The 17,319-nt window shown below is 64.3% G+C and carries 17 protein-coding genes; 14 read left to right on the top strand and 3 right to left on the bottom strand.

The window, feature by feature from the left end:
* Window positions 1-9: 9 nt before the first annotated feature.
* From F7R19_RS09620 to F7R19_RS09605, 4 genes are all read left to right on the top strand, one after another.
* A complete protein-coding gene (locus tag F7R19_RS09620) occupies window positions 10-1,902 on the top strand; it encodes an ABCB family ABC transporter ATP-binding protein/permease (RefSeq protein WP_150980106.1) in 1,893 nt (630 codons plus the stop codon).
* A 192-nt stretch (window positions 1,903-2,094) separates the two neighbouring features.
* Entirely contained in the window at window positions 2,095-3,153 is a 1,059-nt protein-coding gene (locus F7R19_RS09615) for an ABC transporter substrate-binding protein (RefSeq protein WP_150980105.1), read from the top strand.
* Window positions 3,150-4,040 carry an ABC transporter ATP-binding protein gene (locus F7R19_RS09610; protein WP_084003889.1) on the top strand — a complete coding sequence of 297 codons (891 nt, stop codon included), beginning with the start codon at window positions 3,150-3,152 and terminating at the stop codon, window positions 4,038-4,040. Before F7R19_RS09615 ends, F7R19_RS09610 begins: the two co-directional genes overlap by 4 nt.
* A gap of 2 nt (window positions 4,041-4,042) precedes the next feature.
* Window positions 4,043-4,816 carry an ABC transporter permease gene (locus F7R19_RS09605; RefSeq protein ID WP_061954719.1) on the top strand — a complete coding sequence of 258 codons (774 nt, stop codon included), beginning with the start codon at window positions 4,043-4,045 and terminating at the stop codon, window positions 4,814-4,816.
* Window positions 4,817-4,835: 19 nt separating this feature from the next.
* On the opposite strand, the gene F7R19_RS09600 is transcribed toward F7R19_RS09605, so the two are convergent.
* Both F7R19_RS09600 and F7R19_RS09595 read right to left on the bottom strand, forming a co-directional pair.
* Entirely contained in the window at window positions 4,836-5,294 is a 459-nt protein-coding gene (locus F7R19_RS09600) for an Lrp/AsnC family transcriptional regulator (RefSeq protein WP_061954721.1), read from the bottom strand.
* 60 nt (window positions 5,295-5,354) lie between these two features.
* Window positions 5,355-5,891: a cysteine dioxygenase family protein gene (locus F7R19_RS09595; RefSeq protein ID WP_061954723.1), complete on the bottom strand. Its 537-nt coding sequence runs from the start codon at window positions 5,889-5,891 to the stop codon at window positions 5,355-5,357.
* A 180-nt stretch (window positions 5,892-6,071) separates the two neighbouring features.
* Between F7R19_RS09595 and F7R19_RS09590 the strand changes: the two genes are divergently transcribed.
* The 6 genes from F7R19_RS09590 (at window position 6,072) to F7R19_RS09565 (ending at window position 11,907) form a co-directional block, all read left to right on the top strand.
* On the top strand, window positions 6,072-7,031 hold the full coding sequence (locus F7R19_RS09590; protein ID WP_150980104.1) for a LysR family transcriptional regulator: 960 nt from the start codon (window positions 6,072-6,074) through the stop codon (window positions 7,029-7,031).
* Between the two features lie 129 nt (window positions 7,032-7,160).
* A complete protein-coding gene (locus F7R19_RS09585; RefSeq protein WP_061954727.1) occupies window positions 7,161-8,468 on the top strand; it encodes a Glu/Leu/Phe/Val family dehydrogenase in 1,308 nt (435 codons plus the stop codon).
* A gap of 319 nt (window positions 8,469-8,787) precedes the next feature.
* Complete coding sequence (locus F7R19_RS09580; RefSeq protein ID WP_061954729.1) at window positions 8,788-9,687, top strand: glutamate/aspartate ABC transporter substrate-binding protein; 900 nt, start codon at window positions 8,788-8,790, stop codon at window positions 9,685-9,687.
* A gap of 65 nt (window positions 9,688-9,752) precedes the next feature.
* The gene (locus F7R19_RS09575; protein ID WP_061954731.1) at window positions 9,753-10,481 is read left to right on the top strand and encodes an amino acid ABC transporter permease; all 729 of its coding nucleotides are present in this window, start codon (window positions 9,753-9,755) and stop codon (window positions 10,479-10,481) included.
* Between the two features lie 11 nt (window positions 10,482-10,492).
* The gene (gene gltK / locus F7R19_RS09570; RefSeq protein ID WP_061954733.1) at window positions 10,493-11,176 is read left to right on the top strand and encodes a glutamate/aspartate ABC transporter permease GltK; all 684 of its coding nucleotides are present in this window, start codon (window positions 10,493-10,495) and stop codon (window positions 11,174-11,176) included.
* On the top strand, window positions 11,173-11,907 hold the full coding sequence (locus tag F7R19_RS09565; RefSeq protein ID WP_061954735.1) for an amino acid ABC transporter ATP-binding protein: 735 nt from the start codon (window positions 11,173-11,175) through the stop codon (window positions 11,905-11,907). Before gltK ends, F7R19_RS09565 begins: the two co-directional genes overlap by 4 nt.
* Window positions 11,908-12,088: 181 nt before the next feature.
* Here the strand turns inward: F7R19_RS09565 and F7R19_RS09560 are convergent, their stop codons facing one another.
* Complete coding sequence (locus tag F7R19_RS09560) at window positions 12,089-12,919, bottom strand: class II glutamine amidotransferase (RefSeq protein ID WP_061954944.1); 831 nt, start codon at window positions 12,917-12,919, stop codon at window positions 12,089-12,091.
* Between the two features lie 128 nt (window positions 12,920-13,047).
* Here F7R19_RS09560 and F7R19_RS09555 point away from each other — a divergent pair, with 128 nt between their 5' ends.
* Genes F7R19_RS09555 through F7R19_RS09540 form a run of 4 tightly spaced genes read left to right on the top strand, consistent with a single transcriptional unit; the run spans window position 13,048 to window position 17,313 of the window.
* Window positions 13,048-14,121, top strand: a complete 1,074-nt coding sequence (locus F7R19_RS09555) for a tartrate dehydrogenase (RefSeq protein ID WP_061954737.1) — start codon at window positions 13,048-13,050, stop codon at window positions 14,119-14,121.
* Window positions 14,118-15,413: a glycerate kinase type-2 family protein gene (locus tag F7R19_RS09550; RefSeq protein ID WP_150980103.1), complete on the top strand. Its 1,296-nt coding sequence runs from the start codon at window positions 14,118-14,120 to the stop codon at window positions 15,411-15,413. Before F7R19_RS09555 ends, F7R19_RS09550 begins: the two co-directional genes overlap by 4 nt.
* Before the next feature lie 56 nt (window positions 15,414-15,469).
* Window positions 15,470-16,504, top strand: coding sequence for a dihydroorotase (gene pyrC, locus F7R19_RS09545; protein WP_150980102.1), 1,035 nt, complete (start codon window positions 15,470-15,472; stop codon window positions 16,502-16,504).
* Window positions 16,505-16,509: 5 nt separating this feature from the next.
* Complete coding sequence (locus tag F7R19_RS09540) at window positions 16,510-17,313, top strand: DUF3025 domain-containing protein (RefSeq protein WP_150980101.1); 804 nt, start codon at window positions 16,510-16,512, stop codon at window positions 17,311-17,313.
* The last annotated feature ends 6 nt before the right edge of the window (window positions 17,314-17,319 follow it).

Here is a 17,319-nt window from a genome sequence, read left to right as displayed (position 1 = left end):
TTCTAACGTATGCGCCGCTACTCCACGACCGCCGAGCCCGTCCCCACGCCGCCGGCAAACACGCTGTTCAAAGACGCGGGCGCTCCCCGCAGCGACTGGCAGACCGTCCGCAACCTGCTGCCCTATGTGTGGCACTACAAGTGGCGTGTGATGCTGGCGCTGGCGTGCCTGGTGGCCGCCAAGGTGGCCAATCTGGGCGTGCCGGTGCTGATGAAGAAGCTTGTCGACAGCATGGACGTGAAGGCCGGCGACGCCGCCGCGCTGCTGGTGGTGCCGGTGGGCCTGATCGTCGCCTACGGCGTGCTGCGCCTTTCCGGCTCGCTGTTCACGGAGTTGCGCGAGATCCTCTTTTCGAAGGTCACGCAAAGCGCGGTCAGGGAGATCGCGCTGCAGGTGTTTCGTCATCTGCATGCACTGTCGCTGCGCTTTCATCTGGATCGACAGACCGGCGGTATGAGCCGCGATATCGAACGCGGCACGCGCGGCATCCAGTCGCTGATCTCGTATTCGCTGTACAGCATCCTGCCCACGCTGGTGGAAATGTCGCTGGTGATCGGCTTCTTCTTCCTGCACTACGACATCTGGTTTGCCGCGATCACGCTGTGCGCGCTGGCCAGCTATATCGGCTTCACGATCGTGGTGACCGAGTGGCGCACGCATTTCCGGCGCAAGATGAACGAACTCGATTCGCGCGCCAACCAGAAGGCGATCGATTCGCTGCTCAATTTCGAGACGGTCAAATACTTCGGCAACGAGGAATACGAAGCGCGCCGCTACGACGAGAACCTGCGCACCTACCGCGCCGCCGCGATTCGGTCGCAGAATTCGCTTTCGCTGCTCAATTTCGGCCAGCAGGCGATCATCGCGGTCGGGCTGATCCTGATCCTGTGGCGCGCCACGGTTGGCGTGGCCGCCGGCAAGCTCACGCTCGGCGATCTCGTGCTGGTCAACACGCTGATGATCCAGCTCTATATCCCGCTGAATTTCCTCGGCGTGATCTATCGCGAAATCAAGCAGGCGACCACCGACATGGACCGCATGTTCGTGCTGCTGGGCACCAACCAGGAAGTGGCCGACGCGCCCGGCGCGCCCGCGTTGCGCGTCGACGGTGCCCAGGTGCGATTCCGCCATGTCGGCTTCGGCTACGAATCCAATCGCGTGATCCTTGACGATGTCGATTTCACGATCGCCGCCGGCACCACGACCGCGGTGGTCGGGCACAGCGGATCGGGCAAGTCGACGCTGGCGCGTCTGCTGTTCCGCTTCTACGACGTGACCACGGGCAGCATCGAAATCGACGGCCAGGATATCCGGCGCGTGCGCCAGGCCGACTTGCGCGCGTCGATCGGCATCGTGCCGCAGGATACGGTGCTGTTCAACGACAGCATCTACTACAACATCTCCTATGGCCGGCCCGACGCCTCGCGCGAGGAAGTCATCGAGGCCGCGCGCGCCGCGCAGATCGACCACTTCATTCGCGAACTGCCGCAGGGCTACGACACGCCGGTGGGCGAGCGCGGGCTGAAGCTGTCGGGCGGCGAGAAGCAGCGCGTGGCCATCGCGCGCACGCTGCTCAAAAATCCCGCGATCCTGGTGTTCGACGAAGCCACCTCGGCGCTCGATTCGCGCACCGAGCAGGCCATCCAGGCCGAACTGATGCGGCTGGCGCAGAATCGAACCACGCTGCTGATCGCGCACCGGCTTTCCACGGTGGTGCATGCCGATCAGATTCTCGTGATGGATCACGGCCGCATCATCGAACGCGGCACGCACGCAGACCTGATGCGCGCCAACGGCCGCTACGCCGAAATGTGGCACATCCAGGCGCGCAACGCCGCCAAGGGCGCGCCCGATGCGGAAGCGCTGGCGGTCGACGTCGGCGACGCCACGCAGGACGCCTGATCCGCAAAAAACGCCGCCTCGGATTGTCGACAATCCTGGGCGGCAAGTCGCGCTGACACGGGAGCGCGCACAATCGTGGTTCGTCAATGCACCGCGCGCACGCCTCGCTTCGGTGCGCGATTGTCCCATGCGGGGCTGGCACGGCCCTTGCGAAAAGTCCTTCCCAGAGAGATCAACTACTGGAGAAGGTTCATGCCGCAATCCCCTGTGCGCCGTCATCTGCTGAAGCTGTGCACCGCATTGAGCACCACGATGGTGCTGTCGACACTCTGCGCTGGCACCGCGCAGGCGCAAGCTGCGACGAAGATCCGCTTCCAGCTCGACTGGCGTTTCGAAGGTCCGTCCGCGCTGTTTCTGCTCGGCGAACAGAAGGGCTACTACAAGGCCGAAAAGCTCGACGTATCGATCGACGCCGGCAATGGCTCCGGCAACGTGGTCAACCGCGTGGCGTCGGGCACCTATGACATGGGCTTTGCCGACCTGGCGTCCGTGATGGAGTTCTACGGCAACAACCCGGACGCGAAGAACAAGCCGGTAGCCGTGATGATGGTCTACAACAACACGCCGGCGGCCGTGCTGGCGCTGAAGAAGTCGGGCATCAAGTCGCCGCGCGACCTGGCCGGCAAGAAGCTCGGCGCACCGGTGTTCGACGCGGGCCGCCGCGCCTTCCCGATCTTTGCCAAGGCCAACGGCCTGCAGGCCGCGTCGTTCAACTGGCAGGCGATGGATCCGACGCTGCGCGAAACCATGCTCACGCGCGGCGATCTCGATGCGATCACCGGCTTCTCGTTCACGTCGATCCTGAACCTGAACGCACGCGGCGTGAAGGACGAGGACATCGTGGTGCTGCCGTATCCGCAGTACGGCGTGAAGCTGTACGGCAACGCAGTCATCGCGTCCGAGCAATTTCTCAAGAGCAATCCCGAAGCGGTGAAGGCGTTCCTCCGCGCCTTTGCCAAGTCCGCAAAGGATGTGATCGCCAATCCCGAGGAAGGCATCAAGGCCGTGAAGGCGCGCGACGGCATCATCGACGAGAAGCTGGAAGTGCGCCGCCTGAAGATCGCGCTCGACAGCGTGGTGAAGTCGCCCGACGCCAAGGCCGAAGGGTTTGGCCGTGTCAACAAGCCGCGTCTGTCGCTGATGGCGTCGCAAGTGGCCGATGCCTTCGCCACCAAGGGACGCATCAACCCCGATACGCTGTGGACCGACGCCTACCTGCCGTCGGCCGCCGAACTGGATGTGTTGCGATGATGGCAAGAGAAGCACTGATTGGCGCATCGGGCGGCGTGCCGGCCGACGCCGCGCCGGCCCGTGGCGTTGCCGACAGCGCGGGCGCGCCTGCCGGCAAGCCGTTCGTCGATTTCAACCGCGTGTGGCTGGCCTATGACGACGAGCTGGCACGGCGCGGCGAGTTCGCCGTCGAGGACATTTCGCTGCAGGCGGCCGAGGGCGAGTTCATCGCCATCGTCGGGCCGTCGGGCTGCGGCAAGTCGACCTTCATGAAGCTGGCCACCGGCCTGCGCCAGGCCACGCGCGGCGTGGTCAGCATCAACGGCGCGAAGGTGACTGGGCCACTCAAGCAGGTCGGCATGGCATTCCAGGCGCCGACGTTGCTGCCGTGGCGCACCACGCTCGACAACGTGATGCTGCCGCTGGAGATCGTCGAGCCGTACCGGTCGACCATGCGCAAGAAGCGCGACGAGTACGTGGCGCGCGCGCGCGATCTGCTCAAGACGGTCGGTCTGGCCGGTTACGAGGACAAGTATCCGTGGCAGTTGTCGGGCGGCATGCAGCAGCGCGCCTCGATCTGCCGCGCGCTGATCCACCAGCCGCGCATGCTGCTGCTGGACGAGCCGTTCGGCGCGCTCGACGCCTTCACGCGCGAGGAACTGTGGTGCGTGCTGCGCGATCTCTGGCAGGCGCAACGCTTCAACGTGATTCTGGTCACGCACGATCTGCGCGAAGCGGTGTTCCTGGCCGATACCGTGTACGTGATGAGCGCGCGGCCGGGACGGCTGCTGCTGCGCAAGGAAATCGACCTGCCGCGCCCGCGTCCGCTCGACGTTACCTACACCGAACCATTTGCCGAACGCGTGCACGAGTTGCGCGAGAAGATCGGCCACGTCAGGCAGCATTGATCATGGCGACGATGACCTCACTTCAGGCGAAGCGCGTGCAGCGCGTCGCCCCCTGGATCCTGTTGGGCGCGTGCCTGCTGCTGTGGCAAGGCGCGTGTCTGGTCTTCAATGTCTCGGACTTCATCCTGCCGAGCCCGTCGGCCATCGTGGCGTCGTTGGCCGAATACGGCGGCGTGATCGCCGGGCATGCGTGGCGAACGTTCTGGACCACGATGGTCGGCTTCGGCCTGGCGATCGTCGTCGGCGTGGTGCTGGGCATGCTGATGGGATCGTCGCGGCTGGCCTATGCGGCTACCTATCCGCTGATGACCGCGTTCAACGCGCTGCCCAAGGCCGCATTCGTGCCGATCCTGGTCGTGTGGCTGGGCCTGGGCGCGGGCCCGGCGATCCTGACCGCATTCCTGATCTCGTTCTTCCCGATCATGGTCAATATCGCCACCGGGCTGGCCACGCTGGAGCCGGAACTGGAAGACGTGCTGCGCGTGCTGGGCGCCAAGCGGCGCGACGTGCTGATCAAGGTTGGCCTGCCGCGCGCCATGCCGTTCTTCTTTGCCTCGCTCAAAGTGGCCATCACGCTCGCCTTCGTCGGCACGACTGTTTCCGAGATGAATGCCGCCAACGAAGGCATCGGCTATCTGCTGGTGTCGGCCGGTTCGGCGATGAAGATGCCGCTGGCTTTTGCCGGGCTGGTCGTTATCGCAGCGATGGCGATGGGTATGTACGAGCTGTTCGCCGTGCTGGAAAAACGCATGACCAGCTGGGCGCATCGCGGCTGACGCGCGCCGGTGCAGTCGCCTACGCGTAGTCCAGCGGCAGCGCCGTGGTGTACTTGATCTGCTCCATCGCGAAACTCGAGCTGACATCGGCCAGCTCGGCGCCCTGGATCAGCTTCTTGTACACCGCGTCGTAGGCGGCGATATCGGGCACCACCACGCGCAGCAGATAGTCGGTATCGCCGGCCATGCGGTAGAACTCGGTCACCTCGGGGATCGACGCCACCAGGCCGTGGAAGGCCTTGAGCCATTTCACGTTGTGCTGGTTGGTGCGGATCGACACGAAGACCGTGACGCCGACATTGAGTTTCGCCGCGTCGAGCAGCGCCACGCGCTTGCGGATCACACCCGCTTCTTCCAGTTTCTGGACGCGCCGCCAGCAAGGGGTGGAAGTCAGGCCGACCTGCTCGCCGATATCGGCAACGGGCACGGTGGCATCCTCTTGCAGGATGCCAAGGATCTGGCGGTCATAGCGGTCCATCGAAGTTCTCGGACAGGGGTGTGATGGCGTCGGCCGTCCGCCGTCCCTGCCGGGCGCGAACTAGCTGACGATGGTGTCCACCAGCAAATTGACGCCGGTGGCAATGCGATCCTGGTCCACGCCGTAGATATGCAGCGATACGGCAACCGCATCGCTGTCGTTGCCCAGCGCGTGGATATGCTGCAGGCCGGCCGGCACGCTGAAGGTGTCGCCTTCGCCGCGCGTGACGGCGCCAACCTGCGTGGCGGTGCGATTGTCGGGATTCCAGCGGTAATGCCGCTCCGACAGCGTGCCGCGCAACACCCGGTACGCGCACCATGTGCGATGGCCGTGCACCGGACTGTGCTGGCCCGGCCGCCAGACCAGCAGCATCACCGAGTAGCGCTCGAACGGATCGGCATGCACCAGATGGCGCGTGTAGGTGGCGGGGCTGCCGTCGAGCGCGCCGGGCGGCAGGCTGGCCAGCAGCGTGTCCGTATCGGGCAGGCTCGCCGCGACGTGGGCGGCCACCATGCGCGCGCTCTGCGCCAACGTGGCTTCCATGCCGGAGGCCAGCAGGTTCAGGGACAGACGGGAGGACGGCGCGGCTTGCTGCATGGATGGCTCGATCGGGTTGGCGTGCAATGGCAGTCATCTTAAAAGCGCCTCGTGAGCACAAACATGCAAAATCTGGTCCGGAATGCCGTGAAAGTGTAATCCTGTTCCATCGATCTGCAAATCCATGGAACAATTTTGCGCGCCGTGCGCGGATCGGGCCGGCGGGCGATAATCCGCGCCATGGAAATCAAATGGCTTGAAGACTTTGTCAGTCTGGCCGAGACGCACAGCTTCTCGCGCTCGGCCGAGCTGCGCCACGTGACGCAGCCAGCGTTCTCGCGTCGCATCCAGTCACTGGAAGCGTGGGTCGGCACCGAGCTGATCGATCGGTCCAGCTATCCCACTAGCCTGACCGCCGCCGGCAAGGTGTTCTACGAACAGGCGCTGGCGATGCTGGCGCAGGTTAGCGAGACGCGCGCGCTGATGCGCGGCCAGCGCTCTGCCAATGCGCAGGTGCTGGAATTCGCCGTGCCGCACACGCTGTCGCTGACCTTTTTCCCCGAATGGCTCAAGGGCGTCGAACGCCTGGTCGGCACGCTGCCGTGCCGGCTGCGCGCGCTCAATGTCCATGACGCCGTGCTGATGCTGGTCGAAGGCGGCTGCGATTTGGTCATGGTCTACCACCATGCCCGACAGGCGATCCAGCTCGATCCGGCGCATTACGACATGCTCGTGCTGGGCACCGAGCGGCTGTCGCCGTACAGCGTGCCCGACGCGACTGGCCGCCCGGCGTTCCGGCTGCCGGGGACCGACAAGAAGCCGGTGCCGTTCCTCAGTTACACGCCCAATGCGTTCCTCGGCCGCATGGTCGACATGCTGCTGGCCGAATCGCCGGAAACGCTCAAGCTCGACAAATGCTACGAGACCGATATGGCCGAGGCGCTCAAGGTCATGGCGCTGGCCGGGCACGGCATGGCCTTCCTGCCCGAAAGCACGGTGCGCGAGGACGTGGCCGCGGGCCGGCTGGTCCGGGCCGAATCGGCGCGCAGCCTGCCGCAGTCGATCGACATGGAAATCCGGCTCTACCGCGAGCGGCCGACCGACAATGGTGGCGAGCGGCGCGGCAGCCAGCTGCGCCGCAAACGCCAACTGGTGGACAAGGTATGGGCCGCGGTGGCCGCGCCGCTGGCGGGCAACTAAGCCGGCGGTAGCGCGTTCGAAGGTTATGCATGACTTGCATAACGGCGGTGGGGCGGATGATCAATCGGCATTGGATTCAGAACAGGGGGCGCCGATATCCTGCGGGTCACCTTCACTCGGAACTCTACGATGTCTTCCGCAGCACCGACGCAAAACGTCTCCAACGCTCACGCCCTGCCTTCGTACCTGAATGCCGACAACCTCGGCCCGTGGGGCATCTACCTGCAGCAAGTCGACCGTGTCACGCCTTACCTGGGTTCGCTGGCACGCTGGGTGGAAACGCTCAAGCGCCCCAAGCGCGCGTTGATTGTCGACGTACCGATCGAACTCGATAACGGCACCATCGCCCACTTCGAGGGCTACCGCGTGCAGCACAATCTGTCGCGCGGCCCGGGCAAGGGCGGCATCCGTTTTCACCAGGACGTCACGCTGTCCGAAGTGATGGCGCTGTCGGCGTGGATGTCGGTGAAAAACGCCGCGGTGAACGTGCCCTATGGCGGCGCCAAGGGCGGCATCCGCGTCGATCCGCGCACGCTGTCGATGCCGGAACTGGAACGCCTGACGCGCCGCTACACCAGCGAGATCAACCTGATCATCGGTCCGACCAAGGACATTCCCGCGCCGGACGTCAATACCAACGCCCAGGTCATGGCTTGGATGATGGATACGTATTCGATGAACTCGGGCAGCACGGCCACCGGCGTGGTGACCGGCAAGCCGATCTCGCTGGGCGGATCGCTGGGACGCCATGAAGCCACCGGCCGTGGCGTGTTCGTGGTCGGCTCCGAGGCCGCGCGCAATCTGGGCATGGACGTCAAGGGCGCCCGCGTGGCTGTGCAGGGCTTCGGCAATGTCGGCGCGGTGGCGGCCAAGCTGTTCCATGAAGCCGGTGCCAAGGTGGTGGCCGTGCAGGATCATCGCACCACGCTGTACAACCCGGCCGGGCTGGATGTGCCGGCGATGATGGAATATGCCTCGCACAGCGGCACCATCGACGGCTTCCAGGGCGAAGTCCTGTCGACCGAACGGTTCTGGGAAGTCGATTGCGACATCCTGATTCCCGCCGCACTGGAAGGCCAGATCACCGTGCAGAACGCGCCGAAGATTACCGCCAAGCTGGTCATCGAGGGCGCCAACGGCCCGACCACGCCGCAGGCCGACGACATCCTGCGCGAGCGCAACATCCTCGTCTGCCCGGACGTGATCGCCAACGCTGGCGGCGTGACGGTGTCCTATTTCGAATGGGTACAGGATTTTTCCAGCTTCTTCTGGACCGAAGAGGAAATCAACGAGCGCCTGGTACGAATCATGCAAGAAGCCTTCCGGGCGATCTGGCAGGTTGCCCAGGACAACAAGGTCACCCTGCGTACGGCTGCGTTCATCGTGGCCTGCACGCGGATCCTGCAGGCGCGCGAGATGCGTGGTCTGTATCCATGATACGGACGGTCATGAATCGGGGATCGCGCATTGCTGCGTCGCAGCAATGCTTCCCGCTTTCGTGAGGCATCGAAAAAACGGCGACCGGTTTGTTCCGGCCGCCGTTCTTCTTTTTGGGGCCGATGCAGGCGGCCGCCGGTACGTGAAAGGTGGGTTGGCAGATGTGTCTCATTTTGGCGCATCGCCGCGAAACCATGCCCGATTCGGCACCACTTAGGGGAAAAACCCGTTGTCTTGGGTGACGAGCTAAGCAATACTGTTTCGCCGATGGGACAGTCTGATACAGTCCCGTCTTTCTCTTCATGGTCAAGGAGATGTTATGAATTTTGCCAAGCTGGCTGGCCTGATGATCGCGGCAGGCACGCTGTGCGCAAGTGCCCAAGCGGCCGAACCGCTGACGGGTACGCTGCAGAAAATCAAGGACACGGGTGTCATCACGCTGGGTGTGCGGGATTCTTCGATTCCGTTCAACTACAACCTGGGCGGCGTGCGCCAGGTGGGCTATTCCTACGATATCAACATGAAGATCGTGGAAGCCATCAAGGATCAGCTGAAGCTGCCGAACCTGCAGGTCAAGGAAATCCCGATCACGTCGCAGAACCGCATCACGCTGCTGCAGAACGGCACGATCGATATCGAGTGCGGATCGACCACGAACAACCTGGAACGCCAGAAGCAGGCATCGTTCACCACCAGCATCTTCATCATCGGCACGCGCATCATGGTGAAGAAGGATGGCGGCATCAAGGACTGGGCCGACCTGAAGGGCAAGAACGTGGTGACCACCGCTGGCACGACGTCCGAGCGCCTGCTGCGCAAGATGAACGATGACCAGAAGCTGGGCATGAACATCATCAGCACCAAGGATCATGGCCAGTCGTTCCTGACGCTGGAATCGGGCCGTGCCGTGGCGTTCATGATGGACGACGCGCTGCTCTACGGCGAACGCGCCAAGGCCAAGAACCCGAACGACTGGATCGTGGTGGGCAAGCCGCAATCGCGTGAATCGTATGGCTGCATGATCCGCAAGGACGACGCGCCGTTCAAGAAGCTGGCGGACCACGTCATCACCGGCCTGATGAAGGACGGCCAGATCAACACGATGTACACCAAGTGGTTCATGCAACCGGTGCCGCCGAAGGGTCTGAACCTGGACTTCCCGCTGTCCGAAGACATGAAGGCGCTCTTCAAGAATCCGAACGACAAGGCACTCGACTGATTCTCGCGATCGGAGCAGTGCGAAACGGAAGGATGAGTCCTTCCGTTTCTTTTTGAGGACGCAACATGGATTACATATTTCACTGGGGAGTCTTCCTCGAACAGGCGGCCGCCAACGAGACGTACCTGGACTGGATGATTTCCGGTCTGAAGGTGACGATCGCGCTGGGCCTCAGTTCGTGGATCATCGCTCTGGTCATCGGATCGGTGCTGGGCGTGCTGCGCACCGTGCCGAACAAGTGGCTGTCGGGGTTTGCGGCCACCTACGTCGAGATCTTCCGGAACATTCCGCTGCTGGTGCAACTGTTCATCTGGTATTTCGTCGGCCCGGAGCTGTTGCCCGGCGGCGAGGCGATCAAGCAGATGAATCCGTTCACGCAGCAATTCCTGGCCGCCATGATCTGCCTGGGCACGTTTACCGCCGCCCGGGTCTGCGAACAGGTGCGCTCGGGTATCAATTCGCTGCCGCGCGGCCAGAAGAACGCCGGGCTGGCGATGGGCTTCACGCTCACGCAGACCTATCGCCACGTGTTGCTGCCGATGGCGTTTCGCGTGATCGTGCCGCCGCTGACCTCCGAATTCCTGAATATCTTCAAGAATTCCGCCGTCGCGTCGACGATCGGCCTGCTGGAGTTGGCCGCGCAGGGGCGCCAGCTGGTGGACTACACCGCGCGTCCGTATGAGTCGTTCATCGCGGTCACGGTGCTGTACGCGCTGATCAATTTCACGGTGATGCTGCTGATGCGCTGGGTGGAACGCCGCACCCGCGTGCCCGGCTTTATCGGCGGCAAGTAAGGAGCTGGAACATGGCATACGAATTCGATTTCAGCTCGATCAACCCGTCGACGCTGCATGTGCTGGGCGAGGGCATGATGGTGTCGCTGAAGATCACCGTGACCGCGGTGATCGTCGGCATCGTCTGGGGCACGATCCTGGCGATGATGCGGCTGTCGTCGAGCAGGGTGCTGAACCTGTTCGCGCAGGGGTACGTCACGCTCTTTCGCTCGATTCCGCTGGTGATGGTGCTGCTGTGGTTCTTCCTGATCATCCCGCAGCTGCTGCAGAAGGTCTTCAATTTGAACGCCGCGTCCGACTTGCGCATGACGTCCGCGCTGATCGCGTTCTCGCTGTTCGAGGCCGCGTATTACTCGGAAATCATCCGCGCCGGCATCCAGAGCGTGTCGCGCGGGCAGATGTTCGCCGCGCAGGCGATGGGCATGACCTATGGCCAGACCATGCGTCTGGTGATCCTGCCGCAGGCGTTCCGCAACATGGTGCCGCTGCTGCTGACGCAGGGCATCATCCTGTTCCAGGATACGTCGCTGGTCTACGTCAGCGCGCTGGCGGATTTCTTCGGCCAGGCCTACGGCATTGGCGAGCGTGACGGCCGTATCGTCGAGATGTTGCTGTTCGCGGGCCTCGTGTACTTCATCATTTGTTTCTCCGCTTCACTGCTGGTCAAGCGTTATCAGAAAAAGGTGGCCGTATGATCGAAATTAATAACGTTTCCAAGTGGTACGGCGCCTTCCAGGTGCTGACGGACTGCACCACCAAGGTCGCCAAGGGCGAAGTGGTGGTGGTGTGCGGTCCGTCGGGGTCCGGCAAATCGACGCTGATCAAGACCGTGAATGCGCTGGAACCATTCCAGAAGGGCGACATCCTGGTGGACGGCACCTCGGTGGGTAATCCGAAGACCAACCTGCCGAAACTGCGTTCGCGCGTTGGCATGGTGTTCCAGAACTTCGAGCTGTTTCCGCACCTGTCGATCACCGAGAACCTGACCATCGCGCAGATGAAGGTGCTGGGCCGTTCGAAGGAAGAGGCCACCGCCAAGGGGCTGAAGTACCTGGAGCGCGTGGGTCTGAAGAACCAGGCGGCGAAGTATCCGGGCCAGTTGTCGGGCGGCCAGCAGCAGCGCGTGGCGATCGCCCGCGCGCTGGCGATGGATCCGATCTGCATGCTGTTCGATGAGCCGACCTCGGCGCTCGACCCCGAAATGGTCAACGAGGTGCTGGACGTGATGGTGCAGCTGGCGCAGGAAGGCATGACCATGATGTGCGTGACCCACGAAATGGGCTTCGCACGCAAGGTGGCCAACCGCGTGATCTTCATGGACGCCGGCAAGATCGTGGAAGACTGCCCGAAGGAAGAGTTCTTCGGCAATATCGAGGCGCGCTCCGAGCGGGCCCGCCAGTTCCTCTCGAAGATCCTGCATCACTGATTGACTGCCGCCGCGGGCGCCGCACGCAACGCGTGCCGGCGGTCGCGGCGCGTTGCCTCGCGGCGCGATCCCCCGCGCCCGTCCCGCATCCCGCTTGACCTTCCCGCAGTTCCTCGACTGTATCTTCGACTGTATCCCCGGCCGTTCGCCTTCAGCGGCTTTCAACCGCCTGACGCGGCGCTCAGGTGCACGCGGTGTTGGCGGCGTTCTTGGCCTGCACCTCGGGCGGGATCGGCACCGTCCAGGTCATAGTCGGCCTACCGTGTTCGAACATGATCAACTCGCCAGGCGCAAATTGTGTCCAGGTTTCGTTGTCGGTCAGCGGCGCCGTGGCAATCACCGCGACGCGGTCGTCCGGCGTAGTCACCTGCGCGAAGTCGATCGACAGATCCGCGTCGATCAGATGCGCCTTCGAGAACGGCCATTGCCTGACGATGTAGTACAGCCGCGTCGAGCAGTGCGCAAATAGCGCCTGGCCATTGCACAGCAGAAAGTTGAACACCCCATGCAGCGTGATGTCGCGCGTGATGTCGGCCAGCGCGTGGCCCAGTTCGTTCAGCGGCGGCTGCGATCCGGGAAAGCGCTTGCGCAGGCCTTGCATCAGCGCGCAGAACGCCAGTTCGCTGTCGGTGTCGCCCACTGGCTGGTAGACGCCGGACAGGTACGGATTGAAGCCGATCAGATCGCCATTGTGGGCAAAGATCCAGTGCCGGCCCCACAGTTCACGCATGAACGGATGGCAGTTTTCCAGCCGTACCGTGCCCTGTGTGGCCTTGCGGATGTGGGAGATCACATTTTTGGACTTGATCGGATACCGCTTGATCAGTTCCGCCACCGGCGACGTACCGGCCGACTGGTTGTCGATGAACAGCCGGCAGGCCTTGTCCTCGAAGAACGCCACACCAAAGCCGTCGGCATGATGGTCCGTGACGCCGCCGCGGGCGGCAAAGCCGGTAAAGGAAAACGTCACGTCGGTCGGCGTGGCGCAGTTCATGCCTAGAAGCTGGCACATGGCGGAGGCACCGTGCGGCAGGGGGCTGCCGCTTTGCAATAGAATGCGGTCATTATCCTGCGCGTGCCCGGTGCTGCCAAGAGACCGTCTGCGCGCGCCGCAGATTTCCCGCCAGCCCCTTCCCAGCCATGAGTCAATACAAGATCGCTGTCATTCCCGGAGACGGAATCGGAACGGAAGTGATGCCCGAGGGCATCCGTGTCATGGATGCCGCCGCGCGGCGCTTCGGCATCGACTTCCAGTGGGATCACTTCGATTTCTCGAGCTACGCCTACTACGAGCGCCACGGCAAGATGCTGCCGGACGACTGGTTCGACACACTGACCCGCTACGACGCGATCTACTTCGGCGCCGTGGGCTGGCCGGCGAAGATTCCCGACCATGTGTCGCTGTGGGGGTCGTTGCTGCAGTTTCGCCGCTCGTTCGACCAGTACGTGAACCTGCGCCCGGTGCGGCTGATGCCCGGCATCAAGAGCCCGCTGGCCGATCGCAAGCCCGGCGACATCGACTTTTACGTCGTGCGCGAAAACACCGAAGGCGAGTATTCGAGCATCGGCGGCCGCATGTTTCCCAACACGGAGCGCGAGATCGTGGTCCAGGAGACAGTGATGAGCCGCCATGGCGTCGACCGGATCCTGAAATTCGCGTTCGAACTGGCGCAGAAACGCCCGAAGAAGCACCTGACGTCGGCGACCAAGTCCAACGGCATCTCGATCACGATGCCGTACTGGGACGAGCGCGTCGAGGCGATGGCCGCCAGCTATCCGGACATCAACGTCGACAAGTACCACATCGATATCCTGACCGCGCATTTCGTGCAGCATCCGGACTGGTTCGACGTGGTGGTCGCCAGCAACCTGTTCGGCGACATCCTGTCCGATCTGGGGCCCGCATGCACGGGCACCATCGGCGTGGCGCCGTCGGGCAATATCAATCCGGACAAGATCTATCCAAGCCTGTTCGAGCCGGTGCACGGCTCCGCGCCGGACATTGCCGGCAAGGGCGTCGCCAATCCGATCGGCCAGATCTGGTGTGGCGCCATGATGCTCGAACATCTGGGCCACGCCGACGCAGGCGCCGCCGTGCTGCAGACCATCGAGAAGGTCCTGGCCGCCGGGCCGGGCCACGCGCCGCTGACGCGCGATATCGGCGGCAGCGCATCCACGTCCGATCTGGGCCGAGCCATTGCGGAGGCACTGTGAAATTCCAGGGATGTCCTCGCACCTTGCTGCTGGAAAGCTTCCGCGCAGCCGTGGCAGCCGCCGATCCGCTCGAAATCGTCGCCGACCATCTTCCGCCGCCTCACGCCGGCGGCCGCACGCTAGTGGTGGGCGCGGGCAAGGCCGCGGCGTCGATGGCCCTGGCGGTCGAGCGCGCCTATCGCGGTCAGGCCTCGCTGGAAGGCGTGGTTGTGACGCGCTATGCGCACGGGCTGCCCACCGAGCATATTCGCGTGATCGAGGCCGGCCATCCGGTACCCGACGAAGCCGGTGAAAAAGCCGCCGCCGACATCCTCGCGCAGGTGCAGTCGCTCGGTCCCGACGATCGACTGATTGTGCTGGTGTCGGGTGGCGGATCGAGCCTCCTGTCGCTGCCCGCCGAAGGCATTCCGATGGCGGACCTGAAGGCCACCACGCGGGAACTGCTGCGCTGCGGCGCGCCGATCACGGACATGAACATCGTCCGCAAGCATATCTCGCGTATCCAGGGCGGCCGGCTGGCCCAGGCCAGCCGCGCGCCGGTGACCACGCTGATCGTGTCGGACGTGGCGGGCGACGATCCGAGCGCGATCGCGTCGGGCCCCACGGTGCCCGATCCCAGCACCTACGCCGACGCGCTGGCAATCCTGAAGCGCTTTGGCGCAGCGGTGCCCGCGTCGGTGCAATCGCATCTGGAACGCGGCGCCCGCGGCGAGATTCCCGAGACGCCGAAACCCGGCGACGCGCTGTTCCGCCGTGTGGACAATCGGATGATCGCTACGGCGCACGGCAGCCTGGAAGCCGCTGCGGCGCTGTTCCGCCGCCAGGGAATCGAACCGGTTTTGCTGGGCGACACCGTGACCGGCGAAGCGCAGGAAGTGGCGCGCGTCTACGCCGCCTTGGTGCGCGAGATTCGCAAGTACAATGCCCCGTTCTCGGCGCCTGTGGTGCTGGTGTCCGGCGGTGAATGCACGGTCACATTGCCCAGCAACGCGGAGGCGGCGCGCGGCGGGCGCTGTTCGGAGTTCCTGCTGTCGCTGGCGATCGAGCTTGAAGGCGCGGCCGATGTGCACGCCATCGCGGCCGACACCGACGGCATCGACGGTTCCGAAGACAATGCCGGCGCGCTGCTGACGCCCGACTCGCTGGCGCGTGCGCAGGCGGCGGGCGTATCGGCGCGCCACAAGCTCGACGCGCACGATGCCTGGGGATTCTTCGACACCCTGGGCGATCTGGTGGTGACTGGTCCCACACGCACCAATGTGAACGACTACCGCGCCATCCTGATTCTCTGATTTTCGATTGTTCCTGCAGGCCGGCGTCCCGCGACGACCGGCCGATGATTTCAGCCATGACCCAGAAGCTTACGATTACCCGCCCCGACGACTGGCACCTGCATCTGCGCGATGGCGCCGCGCTGTCGGCGGTGCTGCCCGACACGGCGCGCCAGTTTGCGCGCGCGATCATCATGCCGAACCTGAAGCCGCCCGTGACCACGGTGGCGCAGGCCAGCGCCTATCGCGACCGCATCCTGGCCGCGCTGCCGGCCGGCATGGCGTTCGAGCCGCTGATGACGCTCTATCTGACCGACAACCTGCCGGCCGAGGAAATCGTCGCCGCCAAGGCCAGCGGCTTCGTCCATGCCGTGAAGCTGTATCCGGCGGGCGCCACCACCAACAGCGATGCCGGCGTGACCGATATCCGCCGCTGCGCCGCCACGCTCGAAGCGATGCAGCGCGTGGGCCTGCCGCTGCTGGTGCATGGCGAGGTGACCGACGGCGATATCGACATCTTCGATCGGGAGGCCGTCTTCATCGATCGCGTGATGAAGCCGCTGCGCAAGGATTTTCCGGAGCTGAAAGTGGTGTTCGAGCACATCACGACGCGCGATGCGGCGCAGTATGTGGCCGAAGCGGAAGGCCCGGTCGGGGCGACCATCACGGCGCACCATCTGCTGTACAACCGCAACGCCATCTTCACCGGCGGGATCCGCCCGCATTACTACTGCCTGCCGGTGCTCAAGCGCGAGATCCATCGCGAGGCACTGGTCAAGGCGGCGACCTCCGGCAGCGCGCGATTCTTCCTCGGCACGGACAGCGCTCCGCACGCGCGCGGCCTCAAGGAACACGCGTGCGGCTGCGCCGGCTGCTACACGGCACTGCACGCGATGGAACTGTACGCCGAAGCCTTCGACAACGCGGGCGCGCTGGACAAGCTCGAAGCGTTTGCCAGCTTCAACGGCCCGGCGTTCTACGGCATGCCGCGCAACACCGGCACGCTGACCCTCACGCGCGAGGACTGGCAACTGCCGGCCGAACTGCCGTACGGCGATGCCACGCTGGTGCCGCTGCGCGCCGGCGAGACGCTGCGCTGGAAGGCCAGCTGAATCGATTGCTGTCGACCATCGATTGGACGCGGCCGTGGTTCCTGCCATTTGCCGCGTCGGCGTCAACTTTGACGCGCGCCTTGCGGGGCGGCGACGATCTGCGCGCCGCGCTGAACGGCATGAGTGCCGGGGCACTGCGCAATGCGCGCGGACTGCCGCTGCGCTTCATCGCCCAATCCGCGTTGCCCGACGGCGTCGCGTATGAATCGCATATCGACGCCACAGGCCAGGTGCCGACCCGCGACAATCTGCACGACGCCTTCAACGCGCTGATGTGGCTGCATTATCCGCAGACCAAGCAGTTGCTCAACCGGCTTCAGGCCGAAGCGATCGCGCGCGACGGCGTGCAGCGCATGCGCGGCGGCCTGCGCGACGCGGCAACGCTGTTCGACGAGAACGGTGCACTGCTGGTAACCGAGGACGCGGGCCTTGCGCAAGCGCTGCGCGGATTTTCCTGGCACGAACTGTTTTTATCACGCCGTGATGAATGGGCTGGCACCTGCACGGTATTGCCGTTCGGTCACGCGCTGCTCGAAAAACTGGTGAACCCGTACAAGGCGATCACCGCGCATGTGTGGTGGATCGCCGCGTCTCCGGGCCTTGCGATGGCGCAGATCGACGGCCTGCTGGCGGCATCGCTGGCCGGCGCGGCGCAGCAGGGCGCACTGGCCGGCGGCCGCGGCTTTGCGCCGCTACCCGTAATGGGCGTGCCGGGATGGAGCGCCGACAATGCCGATCCGGCGTTCTATGACGACGCCGGCGTGTTTCGCGCGGGGCGCCGTGCTGACCCGACCGCGCATCGGTGTTAGACTGCG

It is taken from the genome of Cupriavidus pauculus (genome assembly GCF_008801835.1).
In the GTDB taxonomy this organism is placed as follows: domain Bacteria; phylum Pseudomonadota; class Gammaproteobacteria; order Burkholderiales; family Burkholderiaceae; genus Cupriavidus; species Cupriavidus pauculus.
Note: the sequence above shows the minus strand (reverse complement) of the source record. Positions and strands in the feature narration are given on the sequence as shown.

Bases quoted from the DNA above. Each gene is read 5' to 3' on its own strand.
- F7R19_RS09620 (WP_150980106.1), top strand. From the start codon at position 10: ATGCGCCGCTACTCCACGACCGCCGAGCCCGTCCCCACGCCGCCGGCA.
- F7R19_RS09615 (WP_150980105.1), top strand. From the start codon at position 2,095: ATGCCGCAATCCCCTGTGCGCCGTCATCTGCTGAAGCTGTGCACCGCA.
- F7R19_RS09610 (WP_084003889.1), top strand. From the start codon at position 3,150: ATGATGGCAAGAGAAGCACTGATTGGCGCATCGGGCGGCGTGCCGGCC.
- F7R19_RS09605 (WP_061954719.1), top strand. From the start codon at position 4,043: ATGGCGACGATGACCTCACTTCAGGCGAAGCGCGTGCAGCGCGTCGCC.
- F7R19_RS09600 (WP_061954721.1), bottom strand. From the start codon at position 5,294: ATGGACCGCTATGACCGCCAGATCCTTGGCATCCTGCAAGAGGATGCC.
- F7R19_RS09595 (WP_061954723.1), bottom strand. From the start codon at position 5,891: ATGCAGCAAGCCGCGCCGTCCTCCCGTCTGTCCCTGAACCTGCTGGCC.
- F7R19_RS09590 (WP_150980104.1), top strand. From the start codon at position 6,072: ATGGAAATCAAATGGCTTGAAGACTTTGTCAGTCTGGCCGAGACGCAC.
- F7R19_RS09585 (WP_061954727.1), top strand. From the start codon at position 7,161: ATGTCTTCCGCAGCACCGACGCAAAACGTCTCCAACGCTCACGCCCTG.
- F7R19_RS09580 (WP_061954729.1), top strand. From the start codon at position 8,788: ATGAATTTTGCCAAGCTGGCTGGCCTGATGATCGCGGCAGGCACGCTG.
- F7R19_RS09575 (WP_061954731.1), top strand. From the start codon at position 9,753: ATGGATTACATATTTCACTGGGGAGTCTTCCTCGAACAGGCGGCCGCC.
- gltK (WP_061954733.1), top strand. From the start codon at position 10,493: ATGGCATACGAATTCGATTTCAGCTCGATCAACCCGTCGACGCTGCAT.
- F7R19_RS09565 (WP_061954735.1), top strand. From the start codon at position 11,173: ATGATCGAAATTAATAACGTTTCCAAGTGGTACGGCGCCTTCCAGGTG.
- F7R19_RS09560 (WP_061954944.1), bottom strand. From the start codon at position 12,919: ATGTGCCAGCTTCTAGGCATGAACTGCGCCACGCCGACCGACGTGACG.
- F7R19_RS09555 (WP_061954737.1), top strand. From the start codon at position 13,048: ATGAGTCAATACAAGATCGCTGTCATTCCCGGAGACGGAATCGGAACG.
- pyrC (WP_150980102.1), top strand. From the start codon at position 15,470: ATGACCCAGAAGCTTACGATTACCCGCCCCGACGACTGGCACCTGCAT.